Source organism: bacterium (genome assembly GCA_028820935.1).
GTDB lineage: Bacteria > Actinomycetota > Acidimicrobiia > Spongiisociales > Spongiisociaceae > Spongiisocius.
Map to the genome: position 1 here is coordinate 62,095 of JAPPHZ010000045.1, position 15,206 is coordinate 77,300.

15 protein-coding genes and 1 tRNA gene are annotated in these 15,206 nt (G+C 65.7%); 7 read left to right on the forward strand and 9 right to left on the reverse strand.

The features are described from left to right. Nucleotides 1–24: 24 nt before the first annotated feature. Nucleotides 25–1,587 (reverse strand): glutamine-hydrolyzing GMP synthase, encoded by a 1,563-nt coding sequence (gene guaA, locus OXM57_13315; GenBank protein MDE0353657.1) that lies wholly within the window; start codon nucleotides 1,585–1,587, stop codon nucleotides 25–27. Next, nucleotides 1,584–2,744, reverse strand: a complete 1,161-nt coding sequence (locus OXM57_13320; GenBank protein MDE0353658.1) for a GuaB3 family IMP dehydrogenase-related protein — start codon at nucleotides 2,742–2,744, stop codon at nucleotides 1,584–1,586. Before OXM57_13320 ends, guaA begins: the two co-directional genes overlap by 4 nt. 74 nt (nucleotides 2,745–2,818) lie before the next feature. Here OXM57_13320 and OXM57_13325 point away from each other — a divergent pair, with 74 nt between their 5' ends. After that, nucleotides 2,819–3,547, forward strand: coding sequence for a CPBP family intramembrane metalloprotease (locus OXM57_13325; GenBank protein ID MDE0353659.1), 729 nt, complete (start codon nucleotides 2,819–2,821; stop codon nucleotides 3,545–3,547). Nucleotides 3,548–3,609: 62 nt separating this feature from the next. Here OXM57_13325 and trpS read toward each other — a convergent pair whose 3' ends face one another. Beyond that, complete coding sequence (gene trpS, locus OXM57_13330) at nucleotides 3,610–4,593, reverse strand: tryptophan--tRNA ligase (GenBank protein MDE0353660.1); 984 nt, start codon at nucleotides 4,591–4,593, stop codon at nucleotides 3,610–3,612. Nucleotides 4,594–4,971: 378 nt separating this feature from the next. Between trpS and cimA the strand changes: the two genes are divergently transcribed. Both cimA and OXM57_13340 read left to right on the forward strand, forming a co-directional pair. Beyond that, complete coding sequence (gene cimA / locus OXM57_13335; GenBank protein MDE0353661.1) at nucleotides 4,972–6,573, forward strand: citramalate synthase; 1,602 nt, start codon at nucleotides 4,972–4,974, stop codon at nucleotides 6,571–6,573. Beyond that, the gene (locus OXM57_13340; GenBank protein ID MDE0353662.1) at nucleotides 6,570–7,361 is read left to right on the forward strand and encodes a histidinol phosphate phosphatase; all 792 of its coding nucleotides are present in this window, start codon (nucleotides 6,570–6,572) and stop codon (nucleotides 7,359–7,361) included. The genes cimA and OXM57_13340 overlap by 4 nt, the downstream gene beginning before the upstream one ends. A 13-nt stretch (nucleotides 7,362–7,374) precedes the next feature. On the opposite strand, the gene OXM57_13345 is transcribed toward OXM57_13340, so the two are convergent. Further along, nucleotides 7,375–7,914: a CoA pyrophosphatase gene (locus tag OXM57_13345; protein ID MDE0353663.1), complete on the reverse strand. Its 540-nt coding sequence runs from the start codon at nucleotides 7,912–7,914 to the stop codon at nucleotides 7,375–7,377. A gap of 181 nt (nucleotides 7,915–8,095) precedes the next feature. Here OXM57_13345 and OXM57_13350 point away from each other — a divergent pair, with 181 nt between their 5' ends. Beyond that, the gene (locus OXM57_13350) at nucleotides 8,096–8,731 is read left to right on the forward strand and encodes a GNAT family protein (GenBank protein MDE0353664.1); all 636 of its coding nucleotides are present in this window, start codon (nucleotides 8,096–8,098) and stop codon (nucleotides 8,729–8,731) included. A gap of 44 nt (nucleotides 8,732–8,775) precedes the next feature. On the opposite strand, the gene OXM57_13355 is transcribed toward OXM57_13350, so the two are convergent. Next, a complete protein-coding gene (locus OXM57_13355; GenBank protein ID MDE0353665.1) occupies nucleotides 8,776–8,973 on the reverse strand; it encodes a helix-turn-helix domain-containing protein in 198 nt (65 codons plus the stop codon). 184 nt (nucleotides 8,974–9,157) lie between these two features. Between OXM57_13355 and OXM57_13360 the strand changes: the two genes are divergently transcribed. Beyond that, complete coding sequence (locus OXM57_13360) at nucleotides 9,158–10,603, forward strand: MFS transporter (GenBank protein MDE0353666.1); 1,446 nt, start codon at nucleotides 9,158–9,160, stop codon at nucleotides 10,601–10,603. A 101-nt stretch (nucleotides 10,604–10,704) separates the two neighbouring features. After that, nucleotides 10,705–10,926, forward strand: coding sequence for a translation initiation factor IF-1 (infA, locus tag OXM57_13365; protein ID MDE0353667.1), 222 nt, complete (start codon nucleotides 10,705–10,707; stop codon nucleotides 10,924–10,926). A gap of 34 nt (nucleotides 10,927–10,960) precedes the next feature. On the opposite strand, the gene OXM57_13370 is transcribed toward infA, so the two are convergent. The 3 genes from OXM57_13370 to OXM57_13380 form a co-directional block, all read right to left on the reverse strand. Beyond that, a complete protein-coding gene (locus OXM57_13370) occupies nucleotides 10,961–11,695 on the reverse strand; it encodes a sulfite exporter TauE/SafE family protein (protein ID MDE0353668.1) in 735 nt (244 codons plus the stop codon). A gap of 6 nt (nucleotides 11,696–11,701) precedes the next feature. Beyond that, nucleotides 11,702–12,181 carry a DUF2587 domain-containing protein gene (locus OXM57_13375; GenBank protein MDE0353669.1) on the reverse strand — a complete coding sequence of 160 codons (480 nt, stop codon included), beginning with the start codon at nucleotides 12,179–12,181 and terminating at the stop codon, nucleotides 11,702–11,704. 109 nt (nucleotides 12,182–12,290) lie between these two features. Further along, complete coding sequence (locus tag OXM57_13380; GenBank protein ID MDE0353670.1) at nucleotides 12,291–12,872, reverse strand: CDP-alcohol phosphatidyltransferase family protein; 582 nt, start codon at nucleotides 12,870–12,872, stop codon at nucleotides 12,291–12,293. 128 nt (nucleotides 12,873–13,000) lie between these two features. Here OXM57_13380 and OXM57_13385 point away from each other — a divergent pair. Further along, nucleotides 13,001–13,073 (forward strand) — tRNA-Arg (locus OXM57_13385). Between the two features lie 52 nt (nucleotides 13,074–13,125). On the opposite strand, the gene OXM57_13390 is transcribed toward OXM57_13385, so the two are convergent. Then, nucleotides 13,126–14,355: a DUF222 domain-containing protein gene (locus OXM57_13390; GenBank protein ID MDE0353671.1), complete on the reverse strand. Its 1,230-nt coding sequence runs from the start codon at nucleotides 14,353–14,355 to the stop codon at nucleotides 13,126–13,128. Nucleotides 14,356–15,206: the final 851 nt, after the last annotated feature.

Sequence of the window (15,206 nt, forward strand, 5' to 3'; positions counted from 1 at the left end):
TTAAGGCTCTGCCGGTAGGCCGGGCTACTCCCACTCGATGGTGGCGGGTGGCTTGGAGGAAATGTCGTAGGCCACCCGGTTGATTCCCGGAACCTCGTTCATCACCCGGCGGGAGATCCGCTCGAGGACCGGATACGGGATCCGGGCGAAGTCCGCCGTCATGGCATCCTCGGAGGTGACCGCTCGCACCACGAGGGCGTGGGCGTAGGTCCGCCCATCGCCCTGCACCCCCACTGTCCTGACGTCGGGCAGCACCGCGAACGACTGCCATATCTCCCGGTAGAGCCCGGCGCGGTGGATCTCCGCGGTGACGATGGCGTCGGCCGCCCGGAGGAGTTCCAGCCGTTCCCGGGTGATTCCTCCGATCACGCGTACCGCCAGGCCGGGACCGGGGAAGGGCTGGCGCCAGACGATCTCCTCGGGAAGCCCCAACTCCTCCCCCACCGCCCGGACCTCGTCCTTGAATAGATCTCGAAGCGGCTCGATGAGCTCGAAATCGAGGTTGTCGGGGAGCCCGCCCACGTTGTGGTGGGTCTTGATGGTGGCGGCGGAGGCGCCGCCGGACTCGATGACATCCGGATAGAGGGTGCCCTGGACCAGGAACCGAGCATCAGGGATGCCCGCGGTGGCCTCCTCGAAGGTGCGGATGAAGAGCTCACCGATGATCCGGCGCTTACGCTCGGGATCGGCCACTCCTGCCAGCGCGTCCAGGAACCGATCGGCGGCGTCGACCCGTACCAGGTCGACCTCGAAGTTCCGGCGGAAGGTCTCATCGACCTGCTCGGCCTCGCCGGCGCGCAGCAGCCCATGATCCACGAACACGCAGGTGAGGCGGTCCCCGACCGCCCGATGGACCAGGGCGGCGGCCACCGCCGAGTCCACCCCGCCGGAGAGGCCGCACACGACCCTGGCGTCTCCCACCCTGGCCCGGATGGCGCTGACCTGCTCGGTGATGATCGACCCGCCGGTCCAATCCTGCGCTGCCCCGCACGCGTCCCTCACGAACCGCTCCATCACTTCGAACCCGTGGTCTGTGTGGACCACCTCGGGGTGGAACTGGACGCCGTAGTAACCGCGCTCCGGCTGCTCCATGGCCGCCACCGGCGAGCCCGGCGTAGTGGCTACGCCGGCAAACCCCTGCGGCGGTTCCGTGACGGCATCCATGTGGCTCATCCAGACATCCTGGCGCGCCGGGGTTCCGGCCAGCAGCAGCGAGTCGCCGGTCACGTCGAGCGAGGTACGTCCGTACTCGGCCTCGCCGGTGCGCTCCACCGTGCCGCCAAGCAGGTGCGCCAGCAGCTGGTGGCCGTAGCAGATGCCGAGCACGGGGACACCCATCTCCAGGAGGCCGGGGTCGATCAGGTAGGCGTCATCGGAGTAGACGGACAGCGGGCCGCCGGACAGCACGAGACCGAGCGGGTGGTGGCGCCGGACCTCCTCAACGCTGATATCGCGGGACACGATCAGGGAGAAGACCCCGGCCTGGCGGATCCTGCGGGCGATCAGTTGGGCGTACTGGGCGCCCAGATCGACCACCAGCACCGGACGATGGCAGGCATCCCCGCCGGTAGGCGGAACAGGATTCAAGAACCCATCCCGACTCGCTGGCTCCGCTGCAGGGCCTTCCCCTCGGTCCGGACCGACGGCGCCACCACCAACTCCGCCTTGTGGAACTCCTTGAGGTCGGCATATCCCGTGCTTGCCATGGCCAGCCGCAGCGCCCCGAACAGGTTCTGGCGGCCGTCGTTCTCGCGGGCCGGACCCACCAGGATCTGCTCCAGGGTGCCCAGTTGCCCGGTCATCACCCTCGTGCCCCTTGGAACCGACGGATGGAAGGTGGCCATTCCCCAGTGGGCGCCTCGACCCGGCGCCTCGATCGCCGAGGCCAGCGGCGAGCCGATCATCACCGCGTCCGCCCCGCAGGCGATCGCCTTGGCGATGTCACCACCGGTGCTCATACCGCCGTCCGCTATCACGTGGACATACCGCCCGGCCTCGGCCAGGTACCGGATCCGGGCGCCGGCGGCGTCGGCGATGGCGGTGGCTTGCGGCACCCCCATCCCCAGCACCCGGCGGGTGGTACACGCCGCGCCGGGACCCACCCCGACCAGGATTCCTGCGGCGCCGGTGCGCATCAGGTGGATCGCTCCGGCGTAGGAAGCGCACCCACCCACGATCACGGGGAGGTCCAGGCCGGCGATGAAGGATGAAAGGTCGAGGGGATCGTCGCGGCTGGAGACGTGCTCGGCCGATACCACAGTGCCCTGGATCACCAGGACGTCGAGCCCGGCCTCCACCACCCCGTCGATGTAACGCTCCACGCTCTGTGGGGTCAGCGATGCGGCGGCCACCACCCCCGCCGACTTGATGTCGGAGATGCGCTCTCGCATGAGGTCAGGGTCGATGGGCGCCTGGTACAACTCCTGGAGGCGGGCGGTGGCGTGGTCTGCGGGTAGCTCCGCCACCTCCTCGAACACCGGTTCGGGATCCTGGTAGCGGGCCCACAAGCCCTCGAGGTTCAGCACACCCAGACCTCCGAGCCGGCCGATGGCCACCGCGGTCGATGGGGACACGGCCGAGTCCATGGCCGACCCGAGCATCGGCAGCCCGAACCGGTAGCCGTCCAACTCCCAGGTGAGGTTGACGTCGTCGGGATCACGGGTGCGGCGGCTGGGGACTATGGATATGTCGTCGAAGCCGAAACCGCGCCGACCCGCCTTACCCAAGCCTATCGAAATATCCACCTGTCAACCTTCCGAGTGCGCTCCAAGAAAATACCAGACCCTCCACCGGCGCCCGGCACTAGCCTGGCGGGTCAGTGCTGGAAGCTCGCTGGCGTTGGCACGACGCCCTTACGGTCCTGGGAGCAGGAGTCCTTGGGGCGGTGGTCGCAGGACTGCTCGCCGGCGCACTCGGCGCGGATACCGCCGACCCGCACTTCTACTTCTGGGTCCTGATTCCCCTCCAGAACCTAGGCCACATCGGCGCGCTCGCCCTGATCGGAAGGGTTCGAGGGTTCCCGGACCTGGCCAACGCTCTGTCGTTCGAGGTCGAGCCGCACCACGCCCGTTGGGTAGTGGCCGGCGCGGCCATGTCGATAGTGCTCGCCTGGCTCGCGGCCGGTCTGCGTTTCCTTTTGGGCGTCGAGGACGCGACCCCCCAGGGGATCGTGGAAGCGGTCACCGAGACCCGCGGAACCGGCACGATGGCGGCGGTGGTGGTGAGCGTGGCGGTGCTGGGACCGGTCGTGGAGGAGATGATCCACCGCGGGCTGGTCTTCCGCATGCTCGGGGGAGACAACCGCAAGCCGGTCACGGCCGTGATCGTCACCTCTGTCCTGTTCAGCGCCATCCATCTGGTGGATCCGTCGCTGTACAGCGCGGCCGGCGCCGTCACCCTCGTGGTCCTCTTCGCGTTCGGGTTGTTCCTGGGAACGCTCCGGGCACGAACCGGTACCCTCGGACCCCCCATCTTCGCCCACAGCGGCTTCAACCTGACGACGCTGGTCGTGCTGTACTTCTTCCCGACCCCCTTGTCTAGTCTCTAGTTGTTAGTTTATAGTTTCTAGTTGATCGCTATCAATCAATTCTAGCGACTAGCGACTAGCGACTAGCGACTAGATATTCCGATCAGGCGGCGCACGCCGATCATGGTCTCCTCGGCCCTGGTTCGGGCCTCTTCCGCGCCCTCTGACATGATCCGCTCCACATCGTGGTCGTCCAGGTCGAGATAGGCTCGGCGCACCGGCGACAGCCCCGAGATCACCGCCTCGGCAACGGTTTGCTTGAACCGTCCGTAGCCGGCGGAGCGGTGCTCCTCCGCCAGTTGGCGGACGCTGCGGCCCGTGAACGCGGACAGGATGTCCAGCAGGTTGCTGATCCCCGGCTTGCGCTCCACGTCGTAGGCGACCAGGTTGCCGGAGTCGGTGACCGCCCGCCGGACCTTGGTGACGATGGTGTCGGCGTCGTCGGTCACGATTATCCGCGAGCCCGGATCCGGATCGGACTTGGCCATCTTGGATGTGGGGTCCTTCAGCGACATCACCCGTGCTCCCACCGGGGGGGTTATCTGTTCGGGAACCGGGAAGAAGTCGCCGTATCGGGAATTGAACCGATCAACGAGATCCCGGGTGAACTCGAGATGCTGGGTCTGGTCGTTGCCGACCGGCACGGCATGCACGCGGTGGACCAGGATGTCGGCTGCCATCAGGACCGGATAGGAGAACAGACCCAGGTTCTGCCCGCCCTTGTCCTCCTTCTCCTTGTACTGGGTCATCCGGCCCAGGTGGCCCATCGAGGCGAAGGTTCCCATGATCCAGGACAACTCGGCGTGCTGCGGAACCTGGCTCTGGTAATACACCAGGGAGCGGCCGGGGTCGATCCCCGCCGCCAGCAGGATCTTGGCGGTCCGCAGCCGGGCCCGCGCCAGTTCGGCCGGGTCTTGAGGGAGGGTCAGGGCATGGAGATCGACAACGCAGTAGACCGTGGCGTACTCGTCCTGCATGGCCACCCAGTTGCGGAGCGCTCCCATGTAGTTGCCGATGTGGATGTCACCGCTGGGCTGGATCCCCGAAAACACCCTTTTCGTGGTCACCTCATCACCTCCGCTCAGTCATCCAGAGGTTACGCGGACCGGCCGATGACCGCTAAATGGTCCGCGTCGCGGTCTAGCGATCAACCGGCGGTCCCGGAATGGGTGTTGACATACCGGATCGGATCAGCGACACTCGGGGCGAGATGAGTATCCACACCGGGATCATTATCGACTAGGGCATAGGGAAACGACCCTGTGCCCGCAACCCTGCGCTCCGGCGCAGGGTTCTTTATTTGGCAAGAACGTTCCGCCGGCCGTTACGAGGGAGGGTACTGAAAAATGTCCGGTTGGTCGAGAGTCGGCCTATGAAGCCCCAGGTCAAGGGATCGCAGGCCAACCTATCCCCGTCCTTTTCAGCACCCTCCTAGGGTGGCTCGCATGGCACATCCCCGACTCGAAATCTACGACACGACCCTGCGCGACGGGGCGCAGCAGGAGGGCATCTCGCTGACCGTCTCCGACAAGTTGCGGATCGCCGCCTTGCTGGACGACCTCGGCGTCGGCTACATCGAGGGCGGATGGCCCGGGGCCAACCCGAAGGACAGCGAGTTCTTCAAGCGGGCACGTTCCGAACTCAACCTCCGCACCGCGTCGTTGACTGCGTTCGGCGCCACGCGCCGGCCCCGCCGCTCTGTCGAGGGCGATCCGCAGATGCTCAACCTGCTCGAAGCGGAGACGGACGTGGTCTGCATCGTCGGGAAGGCGTGGGACTACCACGTCCGGGAAGCCCTCCTGACGGACCTCGACGACGGCGTCGCCATGGTGGCGGAGTCGGTGGCCTACCTGAGACGCCACGGCCGGCGCGTCTTCTTCGACGCGGAGCACTTCTTCGACGGCTACCGGTCGAACCCGGACTTCTCCATCAGAGTGCTCCGCGCCGCACTCGAGGAGGGCGCCGAGCGTCTGGTCCTGTGCGATACCAACGGTGGGCGCCTGCTGCCGGACATCGCCGGCGCCATCGACCACGTCCAGGAGGCCCTTCCGGACGCCGAACTGGGCGTGCATTTCCACAACGACGCCGGCTGTGCGGTGGCCTCGTCGCTGACGGCCGTCGAGATGGGCATCCGCCAGGTGCAGGGGTGCATCAACGGCTACGGAGAGCGCACGGGTAACGCCGACCTCTCCACCATCCTCCCCGACCTCGTGCTCAAGATGGGAGTCCCGGTACTCGAACCGGGCCGACTCAAGATCCTGTCGCCCATCGCCCACCACATCGCCGAGATCGTGAACGTCAGCCTCGAACCCCAAAGCCCGTTCGTCGGCGCGTCGGCCTTCACCCACAAGGCCGGCCTGCACACCTCGGCGCTGGCCCGGCGTCCCGACGCCTACGAGCACCAGGACCCGGCTCAGGTAGGCAACCGGACCCGCACCGTGGTCTCGGAACTGTCGGGACGCTCGACCATCCTCGCCAAGGCCCGGGACCTTGGTATCGCGCTCACCAGCGGCCAGGCCGCCGATGTGCTGGACGAGATCAAGCACATGGAGAACCGCGGCTATCACTTCGAGGCCGCCGACGGATCGTTCGAGCTGATGCTGAGGCAGGCCGGCGGCTGGTCGCACGACTTCTTCGAGTTGGAGTCGTTCCGGGTCTCGACCGAGCATCGGTCCGATGCGCTGGTCATGGCGGAGGCCACGGTCAAGATCGTCATCCGGGGCGAGCGGGTGATAAGGACCGGCGAAGGCAACGGTCCGGTCAACGCACTCGACCAGGCGCTGAGGGAAGCGCTCAGGCACCACTATCCCCACCTGGACACGCTGCGCCTCACCAACTACAACGTGCGCGTCCTGGACGCCACCGCCTCGACGGCCGCGGTGGTGAGGGTCTTCATCGAGATGAGCGATGGCCCGTCGACCTGGGGATCCATCGGGGTGCACGAGAACGTTATCGAAGCCACGTGGGAGGCGATGGCGGACGGGATCGTCATCGGCCTGCTCCGGGCCGGAGCGGAACCGATCGGCGCGCTCGCCATGGGATTGTGAGCAGCGGCGTACCCCCCGTCGACGAGTCGTTGCTCAGCCAGGCCGTCCACCTGGCCAGGCTGGCCGGACAACTCACCCTGCGTTGGTATGACGGATCCACGGAGGTGATGGTCAAGGGGGACGGAAGCCCGGTTACGGAGGCGGACCGGGAGGCGGAGCGGCTCCTCCGCACCGAAATCGCCCGGCTATTCCCCGACGACGGCATCGTGGGGGAAGAATTCGCCGACACCGCCGGGTCGTCAGGACGCACCTGGTTCATCGACCCCATCGACGGCACGCAGTCCTTCATCCGGAGCGTCCCGTTGTTCGCGACACTGCTCGCTCTCGAGGATGAGCACGGCGTGGCTGTGGGGGTCATAGACCTCCCCGCCCTGGGCGAGACCATGGCGGCCGGCCGGGGCCTCGGCTGTTACCTGAACGAACGCACCGTATCGGTGCGCCGCCGGTCCGACCTGGAGGGCGCGGCACTATGCACCAGCGGCTTCGACCTGCTTCCCCAGGACATGGCCGAACGCCTCCAGGCCGGGCCGATGATGCTGCGGGGATGGGGCGACGCCTACGGTTACAGCCTGGTGGCTTCGGGGCGGGTGGACGTCATGCTCGACCCGATCGTCAACCCGTGGGACGTGGCGCCGATGGTTGTCATCCTCTCGGAGGCCGGCGGCAGGTTCACAGACCTGTCCGGAGAACCATCGTTCCGGTCCGGAACCGGCCTGGCGACCAACGGGGACATCCATGATGCCGTCCTCGACCTCGTCACCGGTCGCTCAGCCGCCGGTCGCGCCTAACCGAGCAGCACCTCTACCAGTACGGCTCCAGGCCGATCAGCCGGCGAACCATGCGAGCCGTCGCTCCCCACAGGGTGTCGCCGTCGAGGTCGAACATGAACACCTGGTGGCCCTTCCACGACTTGCTGCGCCAGCGGGTCTCGTCAAGGAGGGAACCTACGGTCGGAGTGTGGATCCGATCCACCTCGTTCGGATCGGGTCGCAGGCTGGGCACTCCGGCGAGTCGTCCGACCACGGGCACGACCAGGAGCGGATAGCTCACGGTGTGGATGGCGGGCAGGTAGCCGAGCACTTCGACCGTGGCCGGCTCGATGCCGACCTCTTCGCGGGCTTCGCGAAGGGCGGTGTCGAGGGGCCTCTCCCCCGGCTCCGGCTTGCCGCCGGGAAAGGCGACATCCCCACCGTGAGTGGGCATGTGGAGCGGACGACGGATCAGGACCAGCCGGAGGTCGTCTCCGTCCTCGTACAGGGGGGCCAGTACCGCCGCCTGCCGGGTTCCGTATTCGATCGGCGGCTCGGGTAGCAGGCGGGCGGGACTCCAGGGATGGTCCATCAGCGAAAGCTCGGAAAATGCCGGGAGCCCCGGGCAAGGGGATGCGAGTAGTAGCCGGGAACCGTCATCGCGGACAGTTTGCCACGGGCGAAACCGACCCGAGTTCGCTTCGTGGTACTCCCAGCCATGCTGTGCACCGAATAGCGGTTCGTTGTTCCGGCCGGATAGGCTCGCGATTGCCATGCGAATCCCGGCCCGAGACCTGTTACCCCCGGTGGCGCGCTATACGGAACGTTTACTGCTCCGGCCCTTCAGGCGGCGTGACATCGAAGCCCTCTACGCCGCGGTTCGCGACTCCCAGGCGGAGTTGGCCGAATACCTGCCCTGGGCCACCAAGGCCTTCACGCGTGCGGGAGCGGCCGGCTTCGTCAGGGAGAGCATTCGCTCGTGGCGCGAGGGCAAGGCCTACGACTTCTCGATCCGGCTCCAGGAGAGGCCCGAGCGCCACGTCGGCAACATCAGCATCTGGCATGTCTCCCGAAGCTCGCGATCCGGCGAGATCGGCTACTGGATCCGTACGGAGGACACGGGCCGGGGCATCGCCACCGAAGCCACCCATGAGGCACTCCGGATCGGGTTCGGAGAACTGTCCATGCACCGCATGGTCCTGCGGGTAGCGGTCGGCAACAAGGCCAGCGAGAGGGTGGCCACCAAACTCGGGTTCGTGCGCGAAGGGGTCCTACGAGAAGATATTCAGGTGGGCGGTCGCTGGATGGACCACTCGGTCTGGGGCCTCCTCGACCACGAGTACCGGCGCCTGGCCCGAACCGACCTCAGGGGGGAGAACCCGGACTCCGGCGACCCGGATCGTCGATAGGCCAGGACACGATGACTGCCTGGCCTATCCACTAACGAGCTTTATCAGCTGCCTTCGGTGCTCGCCGGATGAGCCCGGACGAAGTCCAGCACCTCGCTACGGAAGAACTTGAAGGTCCTACCGCCCGGAAGGCGGTAAGCGGGAAGGCGGCCTTCCCTCGCGTACTTCCGGATCATCTGGACATCCATGCCCAGAAGGTCGGCCACCTCGTTGGCGCCGAGAATCTTGTCTTCGCTTTGCATCTGCCCGCTTCCTTGGTCGGATACCATGACGGTTGCCTGTCGTGACCCGAGACGCCTCTGACCCCTTCGGTCAAAGCCCGCCTCTCGTGGGTAACTAGGGTAGTTTAGCGTAATTCTATGACTATTGCCAACAATAGGCTCGAAGAGGCACGCCAAGGAGCACAACCATACCGAAAATGTACGAATGACCAGGCTCTTTAGGGCTTACGACCGGGCTCGTGTCGTCTATACGATAACGGTTTTCGTACTTCTGGCGTCACTGGATAACGCTGCAATCGCGCTCTATCCGGTACTCACGAACGTAATAGCCGCCGACCTCGGAGAGAGCCGGGCCCGCGTGGCGCTGGTCACCGCCCTGGTCATCCTCGTAACCGCTCTGACGGCGGTGGGCTGGGGATACATAGGTGATCGGTCGCGACGCAAGCCCCTCCTCTTCTGGGCCACGCTGGCATGGAGCGGCGGGTTGGTGCTGGTCGCAAGATCGGGCTCCCTCACCGAACTGGCGCTGTGGTCGGTCCTGGTCGGTGCCGGCCTGGGCGCCATCGCCTCGGTCGGTTTCTCGGTGATCTCCGACTTCATCCCTCCGAGGCGTCGAGGTCTGGCAATGAGCTTCTGGGGCCTGTCCCAGGGCGCCGGGGGCTTCTTCGGCATCCTGGTGGGCGGTGTCCTGGGGGCGTCCGACTGGAGGCGCCCGTTCGTCGGGCTGGCATTGGTCGGCGCCGCGGTCGCCCTCCTGTACCTGACCACGGCCGAAGCACACCGGGGCCGGGCGGAGCCGGAGCTGGCCGAGGCACTGGCCGCCGGAGGCACCTACGACTACCGCATCGAACGATCCGACTTAAAGAAGCTCTGGAAGATCCGCACCAACCCTTGGCTCGTGCTCCAGGGCCTGACCGCCCAACTCGCGTACGGATCCTTGGTCTGGGTGCCTCTCCTGTACCAGAGCAAGGTCGAGGCTGACGGGTACGACCTCGCCACCGCCACGGCGGTCGGAGCTGTCTTCGGCGCCATATTCCAACTGGGCGGGGTTGCCTCCATCCTGGCGGGGCATCTGGGGGACCGCCTGCAGCTCAGGACCGCCCGGGCCCGAGCCGCGATCTCAGCAACCGGCATCCTGGGCGCCATCCCCTTCTTCGTCGCGTTCTTCTTCATCCCGTTGCGCGGCCTCGAAATCCCCACGGATCAGGGAAGCATGGCCATCGTCCTGGCCACTCTCGGCAGCGTGGTCACCAACCCGTACGCGGCCAGCGCCTTCCTGCTGATCCTGGTGGCCGTCATCCTCAGCTCGGCCGACTCCCCCAACTGGTTCGCCCTCATCTCCGACGTGAACCTGCCCGAGCATCGGGGGACCGTGTTCGGGATCGCCAACCTTTCCAACGGGGTGTCGCGGGCGGCGGGGAACGGACTCACCGTTCCGGTGGCCGCGGCGCTCGCTGCCAGCTTCGCGGCGCCGCTGAACTACGCCATCGGCCTGGCCCTCTTCCAAGTCTTCTTCATCCCGACGGGCCTGTGCTACTGGATGGCGTCCCGGACGTGCCCCGGCGACATCGCCCGGGCGCGGGCCGTGCTGGCCGAGCGGGGGCGCCGGGCTCGACCGGATACCCGACCGATTGATGAGACATCCGGCTAGCCACGCCCTCCAGCACCACACGCCATGCGTTAGCCTTGGTCGGTCAGGGCCTCAGCACCGCCCGGAGCCCGGCCACATTTCCGCTACAGAAAGGACCCTTCTTGCCCAAGGATGATGTGCTACGGGTTCAAGGCAGCGTCGTCGAGACCCTGCCCAATGCCATGTTCAACGTAAAGATCGATGGTGGCCTCGAGGTGCTCGCCCGAGCCTCGGGCAAGATGCGACGGGGACGGTTCATCCGTATTCTGCCCGGTGACCGAGTCGACGTGGAGCTGTCCGCCTACGACCCCAGCCGCGGGCGCATCGTCTGGAGATACAAGTAGCAGCCGGTTGCTGAGGTAGCCCGCAAGACAACGGCTACCAGAACATCATCCTGATAGCCGCCCCGACCGCCGCGACCACCAGCACCCACCTCGCCCAAGCCGATCCCTTGCGTACCGCCAGCCGCGCGGCCAGGTAGGCGCCCGACGAGAACCCGAAGGCCAGGATCACGCCGAGCCACAGATCCACATGCCCGGCCCAGAAGTAGAAAGGCAGGCTGACCACCGAGTAGGCGGCGATGATCACGACCTTGGCGCCGTTCCCCCGCAGCATGCTGAACCCGGAGCCGAGCACCAGGGCGGTCAGCAGGAGGATCCCCACCCCGATCTGGACGAACCCTCCGTAGAAACCGATGAAGAAGAAGGCGACGGTCCGACCGACGGGACCAAGCCGGGAGGGCGCCTCCTCCAACCACTGCTTGGTGTTGACCACCGCCGAGACCGCCACCAACAAGAGCACGACCGCGAAGACCCGTTGCATCCCGTCCGGCGGGATCAGGGTGGCGATCCACGCTCCCAGGCCGGCGCCGGCCAGGACAGGCGGTATCAGCACCGATATCCGGTTCCAGGGGACCGAGTCTCCCCGCTGGTACGCGGCGATGCCGGCCAGGTTGGCGAACAGGACCGGCACCCGGTTGGTGCCGTTGGCGATGTTGGCGTCGGACATGAGCGTGAGCAGCGGGATGGTCAGGGCCGATCCCCCACCGGCAACCGCGTTGATGAAGCCGGTGCCGAACCCTGCAACCAGCAGTAGGACGAGTTCCAGGGTCACGTACGGCTACAGATAGAGGCCGCCTCCGCCGTGGTCCTCATCGGGGGGAGAGCCGCCCCTGATCTGCTTCAGCTGGGCGCGAGCAGCCATCTGCTGGGTCATGATGGCCGCCTGGATGCCGTTGAACAGGCCCTCCAGCCAGCCGATCAACTGGGCCTGAGCCACCCTGATCTCCGCCTGGGTCGGAACTCCCTCATCCAGAGGGACGAACACCTCGGCCAACTCCTCCCGCAGGTCATCGGTCAGCACCGTATGGAGTTGCTCCAGGGTGGCGTCGAAGACCGCCTTCAACCTGGCTCGCCCTTCCTCGTCGAGCGTGGCGGTCCTGACCTCTTCCAGCATGGAGCGGGTCATGGACGCGATCCTGAGAAGCTTGGCGGGCTCCTCGATCCGGTCCGGAATGTCCTCCTCTTCGGTGGAGGTCTCCACCACCATGAGGCCGCCGGCCGATGCCCGAGCGTCGGTGTCCTTGCGGTCGTCGGTCATGGGGTCTTCTCCATATCGATCGGTAAATGGTACGGAGCGGGAACTCCTGGGGAGATCGGATTCGAGACTATCACGATTCCGGACCTTCCCTCCGCTCGCCGCGGATCCTTCACTCCGCCCAGTCGTCAAGGACCAGGCGACGATCCCGGCCGCGCCCCGACACCAGGCCGGCAAGGCCCGCCCAGAAAGCGGGCAATACCACACCCCAGAATCTCTTCCAGCCTGCCACCAGGAAAACGAGCACATGCAGGACGCCCAACCACCACAGATCAGCCCAGAGGTAAATCGCCATGAGGAACATCCCGTACTGGACAGCGACGCCCGCCATGACCGCGGCGGGATTGGACAGCAGAACCGACATGACCAGAACGCCGACGGCAACCGGCGCGGCCACCCACCACGAGAAGTAGCCCCCCAATCCGAGACCGAGACCCACAGCACTCGCCAACCAAGCGTCAGCGCGCAAGTCCCAGTCCTTCAAGCGGGTTTCACGACCGGCCCTGCGGGCCAGGCGGCCATCCAGAAAATCCGTCCACCACGCGACAACAACCAGCAGAACCGCGGCGTCCAGGCTGCGATTCGACACCAGCCAGAGCAGGATCGGGGCGCTCAACAAGCGCGCCAGCGTGAGCAGGTCGGCGACATCGGCCCGATCGAGTCCGGCCCCGACCCCGGATACGTCGCGGTCCATGGCTGCTTCCATCCGCTAACGGTGCCACCGAATCATATAAACAAGCACTGGCCTACGGGAGCTCTGCCGGGCCCGGTCAAGGGGGGCCGCTACCATCTGCGGTCCTCATCCGGCCCGTCACCTATCCAGCCCGCGTAGCTCAGGGGATAGAGCAACCGCCTCCTAAGCGGTAGGTCGCAGGTTCGAATCCTGCCGCGGGCGCGGCGTTCCGTATCGGTTCACACCGCCCTTTAGCTGGAGTCTGAGCTGTGGGTTATCCGCCGGGGTGGGGTTGTTGGGGGTGGTATTTGTCGAGGAAGGACTGGTAGGCCCGCTGTTGCTGCTGGTATGGGCTGAGGTACTCGACGTTGGTGGGATGCCGGTAGTGGGCCCAGGTCCGGGGTGGTAGAAGGCGGCGGCGGTGTGGTGGTGTGTGGGGGTCGATGCGGTGTCCCCTTCGGTGGATGGCGATGTGGTGGTGGTACCAGCACAGGGTCGCCAGGTTGTCGGCCGTTTCGGGACCACCGTCGTGTTTGGGGATGATGTGGTGGGTTTGGAGCCGGTAGCCGCTTTGGCAGGAGTCGATGACGCATTTGCGGTCCCTTGCGAGAACGGCTCTGCGGAGCCGTTTGGGGGTCTGCCGCTTGGGTGGACCGGTGTCCACGACCTGGCCGTCTTGGATGGTGATGGGTTCGATCCGTCCTTCGCACTCCACCGTCTCGACGGCTTGGGGTCCGACGCGTGGACCTCCGAACAGTTCGACGCCTTGGGTGTTGTCTGATCCCTCGGCGAGGATTTGGTCTTTGACCAACATGATGACGGGTTCTCGTCCGGCGGGGTCTCCTGGTTGGAGGTGTTGGTCGAGGTCGTCTTGGGCCATGGTGGTGAGGCCGATGGCTTGTTTCTGAGCGGGCGTGAGCTCGGGGTCAGAATCGGATGCGAGGGATGGGATCCGATCGGCGCGCCGGTCCAGGGCCTTGCGCACCACTTGTCCGTCGGTGGCCGTGAGCCGTCCTGAGAGGTGCCATACCGCGCCGTCGTCGGACACGCGCAGGTTGACGTACTGGCGTTCGAAGGCGTTGCGTTCGTCACCTCGGCTGAGTTTGCGGAACCTGGTGGCCAGCTTCGTGATCCCTGCCAGGTCCAAGTCCTCTGACGCGGCGACATCGGATCGGCTGGCTCCGGCCTGCAATAGGCGTTGTTGGGAGACGGTGCGGTCGAACGGTAGATGCCCTCTTTGTATGAGGTCGATGTGATCGTCGTCGAGGCGGCGGGCGAGGTAAGCGAGGTCGCGGGCGACGCTGTTGGGTATGTCGAGTCTAGATGCTGTCCAGTCGATGAGGGATCGGTATCCGTCGCGTACGATCCCCCGGTGGCGGATCACCATCTTGAGCCAGGCGAGTTGGCGGCCGCGTAGCCGGTCGATCTCCCCCTGCGCCTCCTTGAGGTTGTTCTCGGCGACCAGGATGGAGTCGGCTTCGTGGAACGCTGTTGCTTCATACATATCAATCAACATAACGAGACGCTGTGACAAAAACATCCTCTAATCATGAGTATGAGGGCAAAATATGGTAAAGGCAGTGTGTCCCGGTTGATCCAGCAAACCCCGAATCACGACCGTTGAAGCCCTGGCCATGACCGCTAGGCACGGCCTCTGGGTTTTCGCCTGGCGGTGGTATGGACATTGCCCTGGCATTGCGGGCAGATGATCTACGATCATGGGAGCTATGTCCCAGGGGACCTGCATCCAGGGTGGTGCGTCGTCGTGCGATTGGTATCACGGCACTTGGAAGCATCTTCGGATGCTCGACCTCGTTTCGACCCCGTCGTGGCATGCTCCCTTCTTTCGCAGGTCGATAGCCGAAATGGGCGCCGGACGAGGCGACCTCCGAGTACTCATTAGTGGCTGTGCAGATGACGCGATGTATGCGTTGATCTACAGCCAACTGGCCGATGCTGCCAAGGTAACCGCGATTGACCTCTGTCCGACACCACTTGTCGATACTGCCGAGTACGCAGAGCACATCGAGGCGGCAGCACCGGAGTTGTTGGTAGGCGACGCCATCGACCACCTGAGGCCGGGCTTCTATGACATCATCGTGAGCGATTCGTTCTTGCCCCGGTTTTCCACCCACGAACTGAGGAAGCTTCTGGCTTCATGGCGTGTGTCGCTGTCGCCGAAGGGGATCGCACTCACCACGGTCCGCTTACCCAGGACGAAACGGGACTCGAGGTCGGAGCAAACCGGAAGACTGGACCGCTGGATACAGATAGCCAACGATGCTCGACCGTGGTGGCCCGACTTGTCCGACTTGCCGTTCGAGGAGTTGGTCCGCCGTATCTCGGTGTTTGTCG

Coding starts and splice junctions, on each gene's coding strand:
- cimA (MDE0353661.1), top strand. CDS start 4,972: ATGGCACATCCCCGACTCGAAATCTACGACACGACCCTGCGCGACGGG.
- OXM57_13345 (MDE0353663.1), bottom strand. CDS start 7,914: ATGGACCATCCCTGGAGTCCCGCCCGCCTGCTACCCGAGCCGCCGATC.
- OXM57_13350 (MDE0353664.1), top strand. CDS start 8,096: ATGCGAATCCCGGCCCGAGACCTGTTACCCCCGGTGGCGCGCTATACG.
- OXM57_13355 (MDE0353665.1), bottom strand. CDS start 8,973: ATGCAAAGCGAAGACAAGATTCTCGGCGCCAACGAGGTGGCCGACCTT.
- OXM57_13360 (MDE0353666.1), top strand. CDS start 9,158: ATGACCAGGCTCTTTAGGGCTTACGACCGGGCTCGTGTCGTCTATACG.
- OXM57_13375 (MDE0353669.1), bottom strand. CDS start 12,181: ATGACCGACGACCGCAAGGACACCGACGCTCGGGCATCGGCCGGCGGC.
- OXM57_13380 (MDE0353670.1), bottom strand. CDS start 12,872: ATGGACCGCGACGTATCCGGGGTCGGGGCCGGACTCGATCGGGCCGAT.
- OXM57_13390 (MDE0353671.1), bottom strand. CDS start 14,355: ATGTATGAAGCAACAGCGTTCCACGAAGCCGACTCCATCCTGGTCGCC.